The sequence below is a fragment of the Streptomyces sp. NA02950 genome (genome assembly GCF_013364155.1).
Taxonomy (GTDB): Bacteria; Actinomycetota; Actinomycetes; order Streptomycetales; family Streptomycetaceae; genus Streptomyces.
Window position 1 is genome coordinate 8,178,674 of the sequence record NZ_CP054916.1, and the last position, 15,530, is coordinate 8,194,203.

Sequence of the window (15,530 nt, forward strand, 5' to 3'; positions counted from 1 at the left end):
GGAACGTGTAGGAGGAGCACATGGCTGAGGACGCGGACGCGCAGACGAGTTCCGCAAGCGACACCCACCCGGGAGCACGGACCGGATCCGAGGGGCCGGGGCCCGGGGCCGGACCGGCCCCCGGGTCCTGGGCCGGCCGACTGGGCGAGCTGTCCGCCGAAGACCGCTACGCCGCCGTAGTGGACCTCGTACGCGAACAGACCGCCGGACTGCTCGGCACGGATCCCGCGACCATCGACCCGGAGCGCGCCTACCGCGACTACGGCTACAACTCCCTGGCGGCCGTGGAGCTGACCAACCAGCTCCGCAAGGCCACCGGGATGGAACTGCCGCTCACCCTCCTGTTCGACCACCCCAACCCGGCCGCCGTGGCCCAGAACCTCCTGGAGCGGGCCGGGTTCGAGATGCCCGCCCCCGAGCCGGCTCCCACCGTGCCGTCAGCCGGGACCGAGACCGACGACGACCGCATCGCCATCGTCGGGATGGCCTGCCGCTACCCGGGCGGGGTGGGATCACCCGCGCAGCTGTGGGACGTGGTGGCGCGGGGCCGGGACGTGGTCTCGGGTTTCCCCGAGGACCGTGGCTGGGATCTGGAGGGGCTGTACGACCCGGACCCCGACCAACCCGGCAGCTGCTACACCCGTGCGGGCGGATTCCTCGACGGGGCCGCCGACTTCGACGCCGGCTTCTTCGGGATCGCCCGCCGTGAGGCGCTGGCGATGGACCCGCAGCAGCGGCTGCTGTTGCAGACGGTGTGGGAGGCGCTGGAGGACGGCGGGATCGACCCCGGCACCCTGCGCGGGTCCGCCACCGGTGTGTTCATGGGCACCAGCGGCCAGGACTACGACCAGGTCGCCCGCTCGGGCCCGGCGGAGCTGGAGGGGTACTGGGGCATCGGCTCGGCGGCGAGTGTGCTGTCGGGCCGGGTGAGTTATGTCTACGGCTTCGAGGGCCCCGCGCTGTCCGTGGACACCGCCTGCTCGTCCTCGCTGGTGGCGGTCCACCTCGCCGCGCAGGGACTGCGCCGCGGTGAGTGCACCCTCGCCCTCGCGGGTGGTGTCACGGTGATGTCCACCCCCAAGGTGTTCACGGAGTTCAGCCGTCAGCGGGCGCTGTCGCCCGACGGCCGCTGCAAGTCGTTCGCGCAGGCCGCGGACGGTACGGGCTGGTCCGAGGGGGTCGGTGTGCTGCTGCTGGAGCGGCTGTCGGACGCCCGGCGCCACGGTCACCGGATCCTGGGGCTCGTCCGCGGCACCGCCGTCAACCAGGACGGCGCCAGCAACGGCCTCACCGCCCCCAACGGCCCCTCGCAGGAGCGGGTCATCACCGCCGCGCTCGCGGACGCGGGCCTCACCCCGGCCGACATCGACGCGGTCGAGGGACACGGCACCGGCACCACACTCGGCGATCCGATCGAGATCGCGGCCCTGGCGTCGGCGTACGGCGAGGGCCGGGCGGCGGACCGGCCGCTGCGGCTCGGTTCGCTGAAGTCCAACATGGGCCACGCACAGGCGGCCGCCGGAGTGGGCGGGCTGATCAAGATGGTGCAGGCGCTGCGCCACGGTGTGCTGCCGCGCACCCTGCATGTCGACCGGCCGACCGACAAGGCCGACTGGTCCGCGGGCCCGGTGTCGCTGCTGACCGAGCCGGTCGAGTGGCCGCGCGGTGAGCGCATACGCCGGGCCGGTGTCTCCGCGTTCGGCGTGGGCGGCACCAACGCCCATGTGATCGTCGAAGAAGCACCCTCCGATGAACTCGCCGACCGGCCTCCGGAGTTCACCGGACCCGTGCCCTGGCTGCTCTCCGCCACTTCTCCGGCGGCGCTGCGCGAGCAGGCCCGGCGGCTGCACACCCACCTCTCCGGCCCGGAGCACACCGACACCTCCCCCGGCCGGGTCGGCCACGCCCTCGCGCTCGGCCGTGCGCGTTTCGACCACCGTGCGGTGGTGGTCGGCGAGCGGCGCGAGGAGCTGCTCACCGCGCTGGACGCACTGGCCCGCGGTGCCCACGACGCGGGAGAGACAGCCGAGTACGCCGCCCAGGCCGCCGCGCGCACCGGCAGGACCGCCTTCGTCTTCCCCGGCCAGGGCTCCCAGTGGCTCGGCATGGGACGCGAACTGGCCGCCGCCCACCCCGTGTTCGCCGATGAACTCCGCGCCTGCGCCGACGCGCTGGCCCCGCATGTCGACTGGTCCCTCGACGATGTGCTCAGCGGTGCGCCCGGCGCCCCGCCGCTGGACCGGGTCGATGTGGTGCAGCCCGCGCTGTTCGCCGTGATGGTGTCCCTGGCCGCGCTCTGGCGCCACCACGGTGTCCGGCCCGACGCGGTGGTCGGCCACTCACAGGGTGAGATCGCCGCCGCGTATGTGGCGGGCGGGCTGACCCTGGCCGACGCCGCCCGCGTGGTGGCACTGCGCAGCAAGGCCATCGCCGCGATCGCGGGCGGGGGAGGGATGGCGTCGGTCACCGCGACGCCCGCCCGGCTCACCCCCCTGCTGGAGCGGTGGGAGGGCCGGATCTCGGTGGCCGCCGTGAACGGACCCGCCTCCCTGCTGGTCTCCGGCCCCGCCGACGACCTCACGGAACTGCTCGACGTCTGCGCGGCCGAGGACATCTGGGCCCGCCGTGTCAATGTCGACTACGCCTCCCACTCCGCCGGGGTCGATCCGCTGCGCGAGGAGCTGGCCACCGCGCTGGCCCCGGTCAGCCCGCATGACGGCCAGGTGCGTTTCCAGTCCACCGTGACGGGCGGCGAGTTGCCCACCTCCCAGCTCACCGCCGACTACTGGTTCCGCAATCTGCGGCGGACGGTGCGCTTCGAGGAGGCCGTGACGGACCTGGTGGGCCGCGGCTTCACCACGTTCGTCGAGATGAGTCCGCACCCGGTGCTCACCGTCGCCGTCGAGCAGACCACGGAGGCGTCCCCGGCCGGCCGCGCGGCGGTCGTCGGCTCCCTGCGGCGCGACGACGGCGGCCCGCGCCGCTTCCTGGCCTCGCTCGGCGAAGCACACGCCCACGGGGTGCCGGTGTCGTGGGACGTGGTGTTCGGCGGGACCGGCGGCCAGCTGGACCTGCCCGCCTACCCGTTCCGGGCCGAGCGGTTCTGGGCGGCGCCCCGGAACACGGACGGCGGCGATGTGTCCGGCGCCGGTCAGCGCGCCGTCGACCACCCGCTGCTCGCTGCGGCCGTGCCCATGGCCGCGGGCACGGGGTGGCTGTGCACGGGGCGGGTGTCCCGCCGTACGCACCCCTGGCTGACGGACCACGCGGTGCACGACGTGGTGCTGCTGCCCGGCACCGCGTTCGTGGACATCGCGGTACGGGCCGGTGAGCTGACCGGCTGCCCGGTGGTCGAGGAACTCACCCTCGAGGCGCCGCTCGCGGTCTCCGGCGACACCGCGGTGGACCTCCAGGCCGTGGTCGGCGAACCGGACGGCCAGGGCGGGCGGCCGCTCGCGCTGTACTCGCGGGCCGCCGGCACCGAGGGCGAACACGGCTGGACCCGGCATGCCACGGGCACCCTCGCGGCCGAGGACCGGACCACCGCGGCCGCCCCGTCCGCGGCGGTGTGGCCGCCCGCCGACGCGGAGCGCCTGGACATCGACGATCTCTACGACCGGCTGGCGGACCGGGGTTTCGGCTACGGCCCCGCCTTCCAGGGCCTGTGCGCGGCGTGGCGGCACGGCGAAACCCTGTACGCCGAGGTGGCCGCGCTCCCCGAGGACGAGACCGCCGACGGCAAACGCCACGGAGTCCATCCGGCGCTGCTGGACGCCGCGTTCCACGCCCAGCTCATCGACCTGGGCCGCGCCGGCGCGAAGAACGGCGCCTGGCTGCCCTTCGCCTGGTCCGGCGTACGGATCGGCGCCCCCGGCGCAACCGGACCGCTGCGGGTCACCCTCACACCGCTGGGCGAGGGCACGGTCGGAATGACGGCCGTGGACGGCACCGGCGCGCCGGTGGTGTCCGTCGAGTCGGTCGTGGCCCGCCCGGTCTCCACCGAGCAGCTGGCGGCGGTTCGTACCGCCACCGCCGACGACGCGCTGTTCCGCCTGGACTGGGTGCGTGCGGCGGCGTCGGACGGGCCCGCCGCGGCACGCAGCTGGGCGGCCCTGGGAGCCGTCCCGTTCGACCTTCCCGGGACGGAGCTGCGGCACCACCCCGACCTGGGCGCGCTGGCCGCCGCGGTGCGGGAGGGGGCGCCCGTCCCGGACGTCGTGGTGGTCTTCACGGAGCCCCCCGCCGACCGCACCGCCACCGCTGTCCGTGCGGTCGCCCACACCACCCTGGAGCTCCTGCGGGAATGGCTGGCCGACGACCGGTTCAGCGGCACGGAACTGGTGTTCGTGACCCGCAACGCACTAAGGGCTTCCACCTCCGGGTCCGGCACCACGGCACCGGACGGCCCGGAACCGGGACTCGCACCCCTGTGGGGGCTCGTCCGCACCGCGCAGTCCGAGCACCCCGGCCGCATCAGGCTCGTCGACCTCGACGAGGAGACGGCGTCCGCGCACGCCCTGCCCACCGCCCTCGCCACCGGTGAACCCCAGCTGGCCATCCGGTCGGGAACGGCCCTGGTGCCCCGACTGGTACGGGCCACCGGTGGCCCCACCGGCGGACCGCTGGAGTTCGACCGTGACGGCACGGTCCTCATCACCGGTGGCACCGGCGGTCTGGGCTCGCAGGTGGCCCGGCACCTGGCCACCGTGCACGGGGCACACCACCTGCTGCTCGTCAGCCGACGCGGGCGCGACGCCGAGGGCGTGGCGGAACTGGAGCGTGAACTGACCCACGCGGGCGCCCGGGTGACGGTGGCCGCGTGCGATACCGCAGACCGGGACGCGCTCGCCGCGCTCCTGGACACGATCCCCGCCGACCGGCCGCTCACCGCCGTGATCCACTCCGCGGGCGCACTCGACGACGCACTGCTGGAGTCGCTGACCCCCGAACGTCTGGACCGGGTACTGCGGCCCAAGGTGGACGCGGCACTCCATCTGCACGAGCTGACCGCCGGGCTCGGCCTCGCCTCCTTCGTGCTGTTCTCGTCCGTGGCGGGCACCGTCGGCGGACCCGGCCAGGGCAACTACGCCGCGGGGAACATGTTCCTGGACACGCTCGCCCAGTGGCGCCGCGCCCAGGGGCTGCCCGCGGTCTCCCTCGCCTGGGGGCTGTGGGAGGAAGAGAGCGATATGACCCGCCACCTGGGCGGATCCGGTGTCGCCGCACTCGGCCGGTCCGGGCTCGCCCCGCTGTCCACCGCGGACGGGCTCCGGCTGTTCGACACCGTGCACGGCACACCCGACGCGACGCTCGTCCCGGCCCGGCTGGACACCGCCGCGCTACGCGCCCAGGCGCGGGACGACAGCCTGCCCGCCGTGCTGCGCTCCCTGGTGCCCGCTCCGGCACGGCGGCGATCCACACCCGCCGACGGCGATCTGCTCGCCCGGCTTGCGGCCGCGTCCCCGGAGACACGTGACGACCTCGTCCTGGAGGTGGTCGCGGTCCATGTCGCCGCGGTGCTCGGACAGGACGGCCCGGACACGGTGGAGCCCGAGCGCGCCTTCAAGGAACTGGGGCTGGATTCCCTCGGCGCGGTACGGCTGCGCAACCGGCTGCAACAGGCCACCGGGCTGACCCTGCCCTCCACCCTGGTGTTCGGCCACCCGTCGCCCGCCGCGCTCGCCGCTCATCTGCGGACCCTGCTCGAGCGGAATCTCCCCGGCAACCAGGCACCGCCCCGCGCGCACCCCGAGGTGACCGGGGACGGGCCGGGAACGGCGGACCGGGACATCGCCGGCAGTGCCCGGGAACACGTCGAAACGGCCACCGCGGAAGAGCTCTTCGCCTTTATCGACAACGACTTGGAGGTGGGCTGAGTCATGTCCGGCACCCCGTCCGACACCATGTCCGACGCGGACAAGTCGCTTCGCTACCTCCGCCGGGTCACCGCCCAACTCGCCGAGACCCGGCAGAAGTTGAAGCTCCTCCAGGAGCCGATCGCCATCGTCGGGACGGCCTGCCGCTACCCGGGCGGGATCGGGTCCGCCACACAGCTGTGGGAGACGGTGGCGCGGGGCCGGGACGTGATCTCGGACTTCCCCGAGGACCGTGGCTGGGATCTGGAGGGGCTGTACGACCCGGACCCCGACCGGCCCGGCACCTGCTACACCCGCGCGGGCGGATTCCTCGACGGGGCCGCCGACTTCGACGAGGAGTTCTTCGGCATCGGCCGCCGTGAGGCGCTGGCCATGGACCCGCAGCAGCGGCTGCTGTTGCAGACCGTGTGGGAGGCGCTGGAGGACGGCGGGATCGACCCCGGCACCCTGCGCGGATCCGCCACCGGTGTGTTCGTCGGGACGACCGGTCAGGACTACGCGTGGCTCGCCCGCTCCGGCTCGGCGGAGCTGGAGGGGTACTGGGGCATCGGCTCGGCGGGCAGCGTGCTGTCGGGCCGGGTGAGTTACGTCTACGGCTTCGAGGGCCCCGCGATGACCGTGGACACCGCCTGCTCGTCCTCGCTGGTCGGGGTCCATCTCGCGGTGCAGGCGCTGCGCCGCGACGAGTGCACCCTCGCCCTCGCGGGCGGTGTCACGGTGATGTCCACCCCCGCCACCTTCACCGAGTTCAGCCGTCAGCGCGGACTGTCACCCGACGGCCGCTGCAAGTCGTTCGCGCAGGCCGCGGACGGGACGGGCTGGTCCGAAGGGGTCGGCCTGGTGCTGCTGGAGCGGCTGTCGGACGCCCGGCGCCACGGTCACCGGATCCTGGGGCTCGTCCGCGGCACCGCCGTCAACCAGGACGGCGCCAGCAACGGCCTCACCGCCCCCAACGGCACCTCACAGGAACGCGTCATCACCGCCGCCCTCAAGGACGCCGGTCTCACCCCCGCCGACATCGACGCGGTCGAAGGACACGGCACCGGCACCACACTCGGCGACCCCATCGAGATCGAGGCCCTGGCATCCGTCTACGGCAGGGACCGCGCGGCCGACCGTCCGCTGCGGCTGGGAGCGCTGAAGTCCAACCTCGGGCACACCCAGGCGGCCGCCGGAGTGGGTGGGCTGATCAAGATGATGCAGGCCCTGCGCCACGGTGTGCTGCCGCGCACCCTGCACGTCGACCGGCCCACCGACAAGGCCGACTGGCTCTCGGTGTCCCTGCTGACCGAGGCGGCCGACTGGCCGCGTGGCGAGCGCATCCGCCGGGCGGGCATCTCCGCCTTCGGCATCAGCGGCAGCAACGCCCATGTGATCGTCGAAGAGGCACCGGCCGAAGAACCCGCCTACCCGGCAGCCGAGTTCACCGGGCCGGTCCCGTGGGTGCTCTCCGCCGCCTCCCCCGCGGCGCTGCGCGAGCAGGCCCGGCGGCTGCACATCCACCTCTCGGACCCGGAGCGCACCGACACGCCACCCGGTGAGGTGGCCGCGGCGCTCGCGGTGACCCGGGCCCGCCTCGATCACCGGGCCGTGGTGGTCGGCACCGGCCGCACCGAACTGCTGGCCGGACTGGACGCCTACGCCCGGGGCGAGCTCCCCGCCAACGTGGTGCACGGCACCGCCGCCCGCAAGGCCAGGACCGCTTTCCTCTTCTCCGGCCAGGGATCGCAGTGGCCGGGCATGGGTGCGGAGCTGTACGCCACCTATCCGGTGTTCGCCGACGCGCTGGACGCCGCCTGCGCCGAACTCGACCGTCATCTGCCGCGACGCCTGCGCACCGTGATGACCGCGCCCGAGGGCAGCGCGGACGCCGAGCTGCTGCACCGGACGCAGTACACCCAGCCCGCGCTGTTCGCCCTGGAGACGGCGCTGTTCCGGCTCGTCACCTCATGGGGGCTGCGGCCGGACTTCCTGATGGGCCACTCGATCGGCGAGCCGGCCGCGGTGCACGCCGCGGGGGCCCTCTCCCTGGCCGACGCCGCCGCGCTGGTGGCCGCCCGTGGCCGACTGATGCAGCAACTGCCCTCCGGTGGCGCCATGGTCGCCGTGGAGGTGACGGAGGACGAGGCCAGGGCCGCCCTCGACGGCCACGGCGGGCACCTCGCCCTCGCCGCGGTCAACGGACCGCGCGCGGTGGTGGTGTCGGGAGCCGAGGGCGAAGTGCTGGAGTGGGCCGGGCAGTGGAGGGAACGCGGACGCCGCACCCGGCGGCTGCGGGTGAGCCACGCCTTCCACTCGCCCCTGATGCGGCCCATGCTCGGCGAACTCGAGTCGGTCGCAGATGAGTTGACGTTCACGACGCCGCGTGTCCCCGTTATCTCCAACGTCACGGGCGCACCGCTGACCCCCGAGGAGGTGGCCGATCCGGCGTACTGGGCGCGCCACGCCGAGCAGCCGGTGCGCTTCCAGGACGGGATACGCCGACTGGAGAGCGCGGGGATGACCGCGTACCTCGAGATCGGCCCCGACGCGGTGCTCACCTCCATGGCGCGGGGATGTCTGTCCGGCCAAGGGGCCGCGACCCTGGTGCCCGCGCTCTACGCCGGTAAGCCCGAGGCCCAGGCGCTGGTCACCGCGGTCGGCGAACTGCATGCCCACGGTGCGGGCGGTACGGACCTGGCCGGGCTGTTCGACACGATGGCCGCGCGCCGGGCGGCGGGCGCCCTGGAACTGCCCAGCTATCCGTTCCGGCGCAACCGCCACTGGATCGACGCCCCGGCGCGTACCGTGGCCGCTGCCGAGTCCATCGCCGAGACGGCCGATGAATCCCCGGCCGCCACCGGCGATCAGAGCGAAGGCCCGCGCGATGTGCTCGCCATGGTCCGCACCCAGGCGGCCTTGGTCCTCGGCTACGAGGACGGTGCCACGGTGGACGAGCACCGCACCCTGCTGGAGCTGGGCATCGACTCGATGGGCGCGGTGCGGTTGCAGCAGCGGCTGACCGCCGCCACCGGCCTGGACCTGCCGCCGACGCTCCTGATCGACCATCCGACCCCGGCGGCCATCGCCGGCCATCTGCGCACCCTGCTCGGCATCCCCGACACCGGCCAGGACCCCACCGAACAACCGGTGGGCCCCGCCCACACCTCGGACGACGGCTCGTTCACCACGCTGCTGCGCACCGCCCACGCCCGGGGTGACCTGGCCGCCTCCGTACCGGTGTTGGCGTCGGCCGCCGCCTACCGGCCCGGTTTCACCATTGCCGCCGAACTGGACGGCCCGCCCCGGGCCGTGCTGATCTCCGACGGGCCCGCCGAACCCGCGGTCATCTGTGTGCCGTCCTTCCTCGCCGGGTCCGGCCCACACCAGTTCGCCCGCTTCGCGGCCGGGTTCGAGCGCCGCCGTCATGTCTCGGCGCTCACCCTGCCCGGCTTCGGAGACTCCCCCCTGCTGCCCGCCACCTGGGAGGCGGCGATCGAGGCGCTGGCCGACAGCGCCGTACGGACCGCCGGCGGCGCTCCGGCCCTGCTCGTCGGCCACTCCATCGGCGGTGTCCTCGCCCACTCCGTGGCGGCCCGGCTGGAGCGCGACGGCCATCCGGTCCGGGGGGTCGTACTGATCGACACCTATGAGCCGGAACCCGCCGAGCGGGCCCAGGTGTTCGCCTGGGCGATGGGCAGTGTGCTGGACCGCGACCACGCCTACATCGACGTCAGCGAGGCGGGTGTGCTGGCGATGGGCGGCTATCTGCGGCTGCTGGAGAACTGGGCCGCGGACCGGCTCACCGCGCCCGCCCTGCTGCTGACCGCCAAGGTGCCCCCGCCCGTCCCGGAGGCCGGTACCTGGACCCTGTGGCGCGCGGCGGACACGGTCACCCCGCTGCCCGGCGACCACTTCTCGGTCCTTGAGGAACACGCCGGACACACCGCGCGGACCGTCGAGGAATGGCTGTGAAAGGAAACACCATGCAACCTCCCTTGGGCATAGTCGACTTGGGGAGCCATCTGCCCGAGAACGTCGTGGGGCCCGAGTTCTTCCTGGACGCGAACGCCGCCGCGGATCCGCTCGCCGACCTGCCGCTCTTCCGTGTCCCGGCCACCCGCCACCACGTCGGCCGCGAGGACCGCGCCGCCGAGATGATCGCCAAGGCGGCCCGGCCGGTCTTCGAGCGGCTCGGCAGGGATCCCGCGGGCCAGGTGGATGTGCTGATCACCAATGTGCTGCTGCCCGACGAGCCGTTCATGGGCATCGGAGCGGAGGCCGCACACCGCATCGGCTGCGACCCCGAGTGGATCGTCGATCTGCACAACGGCGGCTGCGCCTCGTTCATGTACATGCTGCGGCTGGCCGAGAAGATCATGGCGGACGGCTCGGCCCGTACCGCGCTCATCGCCAATGTGCAGAACGCGGCGGGCCAGGTGTTCGCCCAGTCCGACGTCCGCACGCTCTCCCACGCCCCGATGCCGGGCGACGGCTGCGGGGTGGCCTATCTGGAGGCCGGCGGCGGCTCCCCGGTGCTCGGCGTGCGGACCCGCAGCACCCCCGGTTACGCGTACGACCTGGGGATGGTCACCCCGGACAAGCGGAAGTACTGGGAGCCGGGCAGCGGCCAGATGGACATCCACTTCGACGAGTCCAAGACCACCGAGATCCTGGAGCGCGGCAACACCCTGGTGCCGGAGCTGGTCAAGGAGCTGTGCACGGACCTCGGGGTGCCGACGTCCGAGATCGATGTGCTCGTCACCAACCAGCCCAACCGCATCTTCCTCAAGAACTGGCGGGAGGCGCTCGATATCGACGCCCGGCGCCACTTCGACACCTTCGACCGCTGCGGCAACCTCTATGGCGCGGCCGTACCGATCACGCTCGAACAGGCCCTGCGCAAGGGGGATGTGAAGGATGGCGACCTCGTGGTGATGGCCGGGTTCGCCCACGCCGGTGACTTCGCCTCGGCGGCCGCCGTGCGCTGGAACGGGGGTGCGTGATGACCGTGCCGAGCGAACGGTTCGACGTGGTCATCGTCGGCGCACGGGTCGCGGGCTCCTCGCTCGGCGCCCTGCTGGCCCGGCGCGGACTGCGGGTGGCCGTGCTCGACCAGGCCGGATCCCTGGGCTTCACCCTCTCCTCCAACATTCTCCAGGCCGATTCGCTCGCCTTCCTCGACCGGCTCGGTGTCACCGGCCGACTGCGCGACGCGGGTGTCACCCCGATGACGCGCGTCGACATGCGGCTGGAGGACTTCCGGGTGCACGCCCGCTTCCCGCAGCGCCCCGGTGACATGGGCGGCGCGGCCTGCATCCGGCGTGAGGTCCTGGACCCGATCGTGCGGGACGCGGCCATCGCCGCCGGGGCGACGGTACGGCTCGACACCCGGGTGACGGAGCTGGTCCGGGAGCACGGCAGGGTGACGGGTGTGCGCGTGGTGCGCGAGGGTGCCGAATCCGTGCTGCACGCCCGGCTCGTGGTCGGCGCCGACGGCCGGAACTCCACCGTCGCCGCCCTGGCCGGTGCCCGTCCGTACCACCTCACCACCAATGAACGCCGCTACCACTGGACGTACTTCGAGGGCGCCGACCTCGGGGACACCCCCACCTTCGTCTTCCACCGCTGGGGCGATCGCCATATGCTCGGCGGCCCGGCCGACGGCGGGCTGTACATCGTCGGTGTGTCGCCGCAGGCCCATGAGACGGAGAGTTTCCGCACCGACCTCGAGGGCTCGATCGCCGCCCACATCGCCGCGTGCGAACCGATCGCCACCGCCCTCGCCGACGCCAAACGCGCCACCAGGATCTACGGCATCCAGCGCTTCCAGGGGTACTTCCGGGAGGCGTCCGGGCCCGGCTGGGTGCTCATCGGCGACGCCGGACACTTCAAGGACCCGGCCGGCGGACGCGGTATCGGCGACGCCTTCCACCAGGCCGAACGGCTCGCACCCTCCGTCGAGGCCGCGCTGACCGGACCGGTGGCCGCCCTCGACCGGGCCACCGCGGAGTTCGGCCGCTGGCGCAACCGCACCTACGCCGAGTACTACGGCCTCGCCGCCGACCTGGGCGTGGCCGGGCCCATCGCGGCCGCCGTGCCCGAGGTCGTCCGCCGACTGCACGCACGCGGGCGGATCGGCGACGTCCTGGACCTGCTGAGCCACCGCGCCACCCTGCTCGAGGTCCTCACCCCCGCACGGGTGCTGGGCGCCACCGGCAGACTGCTGATGCGCGGCGGCCGGAGCTTGGCGGACGGCCCCGGCCCGGGAAGCGGCCGCGGCGCACTGCTCCGCGAGGCCGGGGCCCTGGCCGCGACCGAGGTGCGCCGCCGCAAGGCCATGTGGCGCCCGGTCTACGGCCCGGCGCCCGCGGTGCGGCGGGACCACCGCACCGAGCCACACCCATCGGGCCGTACCGAACAGGAGCTCAACCGATGACCACGCCCACCCCCACGGACACCGGCGCCGCGGCCGCGCCACCGCGACCGGACTTCCCGCACCCCCTGCTGCCGCCGGAGGTGGAGCTGTCCTTCGAGCAGACCGTGCCGCGGGCCATCGCACACCGCCGCCAGATCGGCGAGGTGTTCGTCGCGGACTCCGCCCAGGTCGGCGAGGACGACTTCGGCCTCTCCTTCCAGGTGCCGCGGGCGCACAGCCTGTGGTCCGACCAATGGGACGCCTACCACGACCCGTTCGCCTCCGCCGAGGCCGCACGGCAGGCCATCTTCGTCCTGCTGCACCGCCACGTCGGCGTGGAGGTCGGACTGCCGTTCAGCCTCCAGCGGATCAGCTTCCGGATCGAGGACGTGGAGGCGTACCGCAACGACCACGCCTGGCCGCTCCAGGGCCATCTGCGCTACCGCGTGGCCGGGCGCCGCAACCGCGGCTCCGACGTGGTCGGCATGACGCTCGAGGGCGCGATGGAGATCGGCGGACGCCCCGCCATGACCCTCACCGCCGAACTCGCCTTCATGTCACAGCAGGACTACGACGTCTTCCGGGCCTTCCAGCGGGCGCAGAAGCCGGTGGCCACCGCCACCACCTCACCACGCCGCCCCCTCGACCCGGCCCTCGTCGGCCGGAGCAACCCGCAGAACGTGGTCATCGGGACCCCCGGTGACAACACGGGCGGACCGGACGGCCATCTGCTCGCCGCCGACCGCCGCCACCCCGCCTTCTTCGACCACGAGTACGACCACGTCCCCGGGCCCCTCATCGCCGAGGGCCTGCGCCAGGCGGCGCTGGTGGCGGCCTGCCGCGCCGGTGCGGTGCCCTCACCGCACGCCATCACCGTCGGCTGCGAGGCCGCGTTCCTCGACTTCGGGGAGTTCGAGGCGGACCTCACCTGCACCGCCACCGTCGGCGACCCCGCCGCCGACGGCCGGGTGCCGGTCGAGGTCGGCCTGCACCAGTTCGGCAAGGCGATGGTGACCGGCCGCATCGACCTGCTGCCCGACACCCGCACCTCCGCACACGCACATTCTCACGCACACGGAGTCTGATACATGGCGAATCAGCGAGCAGGAAACCGCGGCCGGGTGGCGGTCGTCGGGGCGGGCATATCCGGCCTGGCCGCGGCCCTCCGGCTGGAACGGAACGGCTACGACGTCGAGATCGTCGAGGCGGACGACACCCTGGGCGGACGGTTCGGAGTGGCGCGGCTGGGCGACCGGCAGATCATGACCGGCGGCAAGAACATCGGCCGCCGCTACACCGCCTTCCGCGCCTTCACGGCCGAACTCGGCGCGGACACCTACGAGTCCTTCGGCTACAACGCCTCGCGGATCAAGGACGGCGAGGTGCTCACCCTCGACAGCGAGCGCCGCAGCCAGACACTGAAGAACATCCGCAAGATGGGCTCCACCCGCGACTTCGCACGGATGGCGGCGATGGCGGCGCGCATCCGCATGGACGACACCAACCGCTTCCTCGGCTCCCGCCACTTCACCAACCTCTCACGCGCCCACGACCACGCACCGCTCAGCTCCTACTTCGGGCCCCAGATGACGGACATGCTGGTGCGCCCGATGGTGATGCGGAACAACGGCGCCGAGCCCGACGAGGTCTACCCGGGCACCTTCGGCACCAACCTGGCCATGCTGATGGACCACTACGACCAGCTCGCGGGCGGTATCCAGCCCGCCCTGGAGGCCATCGCCAAGCGGGTCTCGGTCCGGCTCGGCGCCCGGGTGGAAGGGCTGGTCCTACGCGCCGGACGGGTCACCGGGCTGCGGGTGTCCGACCACGGTGCGCCCGCCGAGGAGAGCTCCTACGACGGAGTGGTCATCGCCACCCCGGCGCACGCCACGGCCGGGATCGTCCACTCCGAGCGGCCCGCCCTCGGCCGCCGGCTGAAGGACGTGCGGTACTTCCCGGCCACCGTGGTGATCGTCGAGTACGACCAGCCCATGTTCAACCGTGAGGTACGGGCGCTGGCCATGGACGACGGCCCGTGCAGCAACGCCGGTTCGTACGGCATGGAGGAGCGCCACATCGTCCGCTACACCTACAGCGGACGGCAGGGGCGGCTCATCGATCCCACGCCGGAGCGCATCGACGAGCTGACGAGCCAGACCGAGGAGAAGCTGCGCACCTACCTGGGCGCGCCGCGCGCCCGGCGCGTCAACACCACGGTCAAGCACTGGAACGCCGCCTACTCCGGCTACCTCCCCTTCCACGCCGACTTCCTCCGCGAGGTCCGCGAGTCCGTGGCCACGCTGCCCGGCCTGGAGCTGGCCGGCGACTACATCCAGGGCGTGTGCATCGAGGCGTGCTGCCGTTCGGGCAATGCCGCGGGCTCCCGGCTGGCCGCCTACCTCACCGGGACGGGCACCCGATGAGCCACGGCAGGCCGGCGGTGGTGACCGGCGCCTCCTCCGGGATCGGCGCCGACCTCGCCCGGGGGCTCGCCGCCCGCGGCCACGACCTGTGGCTGATCGCCCGTGGCACCGACGCCATGGAAACGCTCGCCGCCGAACTGCGCGACGCCCACAAGACGGAGGTGCGGGTGCGGCCCTGCGACCTCGCCGACCCCGCACAGCGGGAGGAACTGGCCGCGGAGCTCGCGGCCACCGAGGTGTCCGTGTTCTGTGCCAACGCGGGCTTCCCCACCTGTGGTGCGCTCGCCGACAACGACCCGGTCCAGGAGGCCGCCGAGGTCCAGGTCAACGTGGTGGCATTGCATCAGCTGACCCTGGCCGTACTGCCCGGCATGCTGGCGCGGCGCCGCGGGCGCATCCTGATCACCGGCTCCACGGCGGGCCGTCAGCCCGTGCCCACCGCCGCCACCTACTCCGCCACCAAGGCGTTCGCCAACACCTTCGCCGAGTCGCTGCACGCCGAACTCCGCGGCACCGGTGTCACCTGCACCCTGCTGGCGCCCGGCCCGGTACGTACCCGGTTCTACGACGTCGGTGGCATTCCGCGGCTGACCGACCAGAAGATCCTGGCCTGGCTCTCGCCGCGGCGGGTCGCCGACGCCGGGCTGGACGGACTGGCGCGCGGGCGCCGGGTCGTCGTACCCGGCCCGGTCGCCAAGGCCCAGAACCTCGCGGGCCGCCACACACCCCGTGCGCTGCTCTTTCCCGTACTGCGTACCGCGATCCTGCCCCGTCTGCGCAAGGCGCGGGGCGGGGGAGCGGACACTCCGCTGCCCCAGCTCTCCCGGAAGTGAG

Annotated in this window: 7 protein-coding genes; all 7 read left to right on the forward strand. The window is 73.4% G+C overall.

What is annotated here, in order from left to right; translation table 11 throughout:
* Window positions 1-20 precede the first annotated feature (20 nt).
* Genes HUT19_RS35405 through HUT19_RS35435 form a run of 7 tightly spaced genes read left to right on the forward strand, consistent with a single transcriptional unit; the run spans window position 21 to window position 15,529 of the window.
* Entirely contained in the window at window positions 21-5,876 is a 5,856-nt protein-coding gene (locus HUT19_RS35405; protein WP_176184500.1) for a type I polyketide synthase, read from the forward strand.
* Window positions 5,877-5,879: 3 nt separating this feature from the next.
* Window positions 5,880-9,830 carry a type I polyketide synthase gene (locus HUT19_RS35410; RefSeq protein ID WP_254885959.1) on the forward strand — a complete coding sequence of 1,317 codons (3,951 nt, stop codon included), beginning with the start codon at window positions 5,880-5,882 and terminating at the stop codon, window positions 9,828-9,830.
* Window positions 9,831-9,841: 11 nt separating this feature from the next.
* On the forward strand, window positions 9,842-10,861 hold the full coding sequence (locus HUT19_RS35415; protein WP_176184502.1) for a 3-oxoacyl-ACP synthase III family protein: 1,020 nt from the start codon (window positions 9,842-9,844) through the stop codon (window positions 10,859-10,861).
* Complete coding sequence (locus HUT19_RS35420) at window positions 10,861-12,294, forward strand: NAD(P)/FAD-dependent oxidoreductase (protein ID WP_176184504.1); 1,434 nt, start codon at window positions 10,861-10,863, stop codon at window positions 12,292-12,294. The genes HUT19_RS35415 and HUT19_RS35420 overlap by 1 nt, the downstream gene beginning before the upstream one ends.
* Window positions 12,291-13,358 (forward strand): AfsA-related hotdog domain-containing protein, encoded by a 1,068-nt coding sequence (locus tag HUT19_RS35425; RefSeq protein WP_176184506.1) that lies wholly within the window; start codon window positions 12,291-12,293, stop codon window positions 13,356-13,358. The genes HUT19_RS35420 and HUT19_RS35425 overlap by 4 nt, the downstream gene beginning before the upstream one ends.
* Window positions 13,359-13,361: 3 nt before the next feature.
* On the forward strand, window positions 13,362-14,696 hold the full coding sequence (locus tag HUT19_RS35430) for an NAD(P)/FAD-dependent oxidoreductase (RefSeq protein WP_176184508.1): 1,335 nt from the start codon (window positions 13,362-13,364) through the stop codon (window positions 14,694-14,696).
* Window positions 14,693-15,529 carry an SDR family oxidoreductase gene (locus HUT19_RS35435; RefSeq protein WP_176184510.1) on the forward strand — a complete coding sequence of 279 codons (837 nt, stop codon included), beginning with the start codon at window positions 14,693-14,695 and terminating at the stop codon, window positions 15,527-15,529. Before HUT19_RS35430 ends, HUT19_RS35435 begins: the two co-directional genes overlap by 4 nt.
* Window position 15,530: the final 1 nt, after the last annotated feature.

Bases quoted from the DNA above. Each gene is read 5' to 3' on its own strand.
- HUT19_RS35405 (WP_176184500.1), top strand. From the start codon at position 21: ATGGCTGAGGACGCGGACGCGCAGACGAGTTCCGCAAGCGACACCCAC.
- HUT19_RS35420 (WP_176184504.1), top strand. From the start codon at position 10,861: ATGACCGTGCCGAGCGAACGGTTCGACGTGGTCATCGTCGGCGCACGG.
- HUT19_RS35435 (WP_176184510.1), top strand. From the start codon at position 14,693: ATGAGCCACGGCAGGCCGGCGGTGGTGACCGGCGCCTCCTCCGGGATC.
- HUT19_RS35430 (WP_176184508.1), top strand. From the start codon at position 13,362: ATGGCGAATCAGCGAGCAGGAAACCGCGGCCGGGTGGCGGTCGTCGGG.
- HUT19_RS35415 (WP_176184502.1), top strand. From the start codon at position 9,842: ATGCAACCTCCCTTGGGCATAGTCGACTTGGGGAGCCATCTGCCCGAG.
- HUT19_RS35425 (WP_176184506.1), top strand. From the start codon at position 12,291: ATGACCACGCCCACCCCCACGGACACCGGCGCCGCGGCCGCGCCACCG.
- HUT19_RS35410 (WP_254885959.1), top strand. From the start codon at position 5,880: ATGTCCGGCACCCCGTCCGACACCATGTCCGACGCGGACAAGTCGCTT.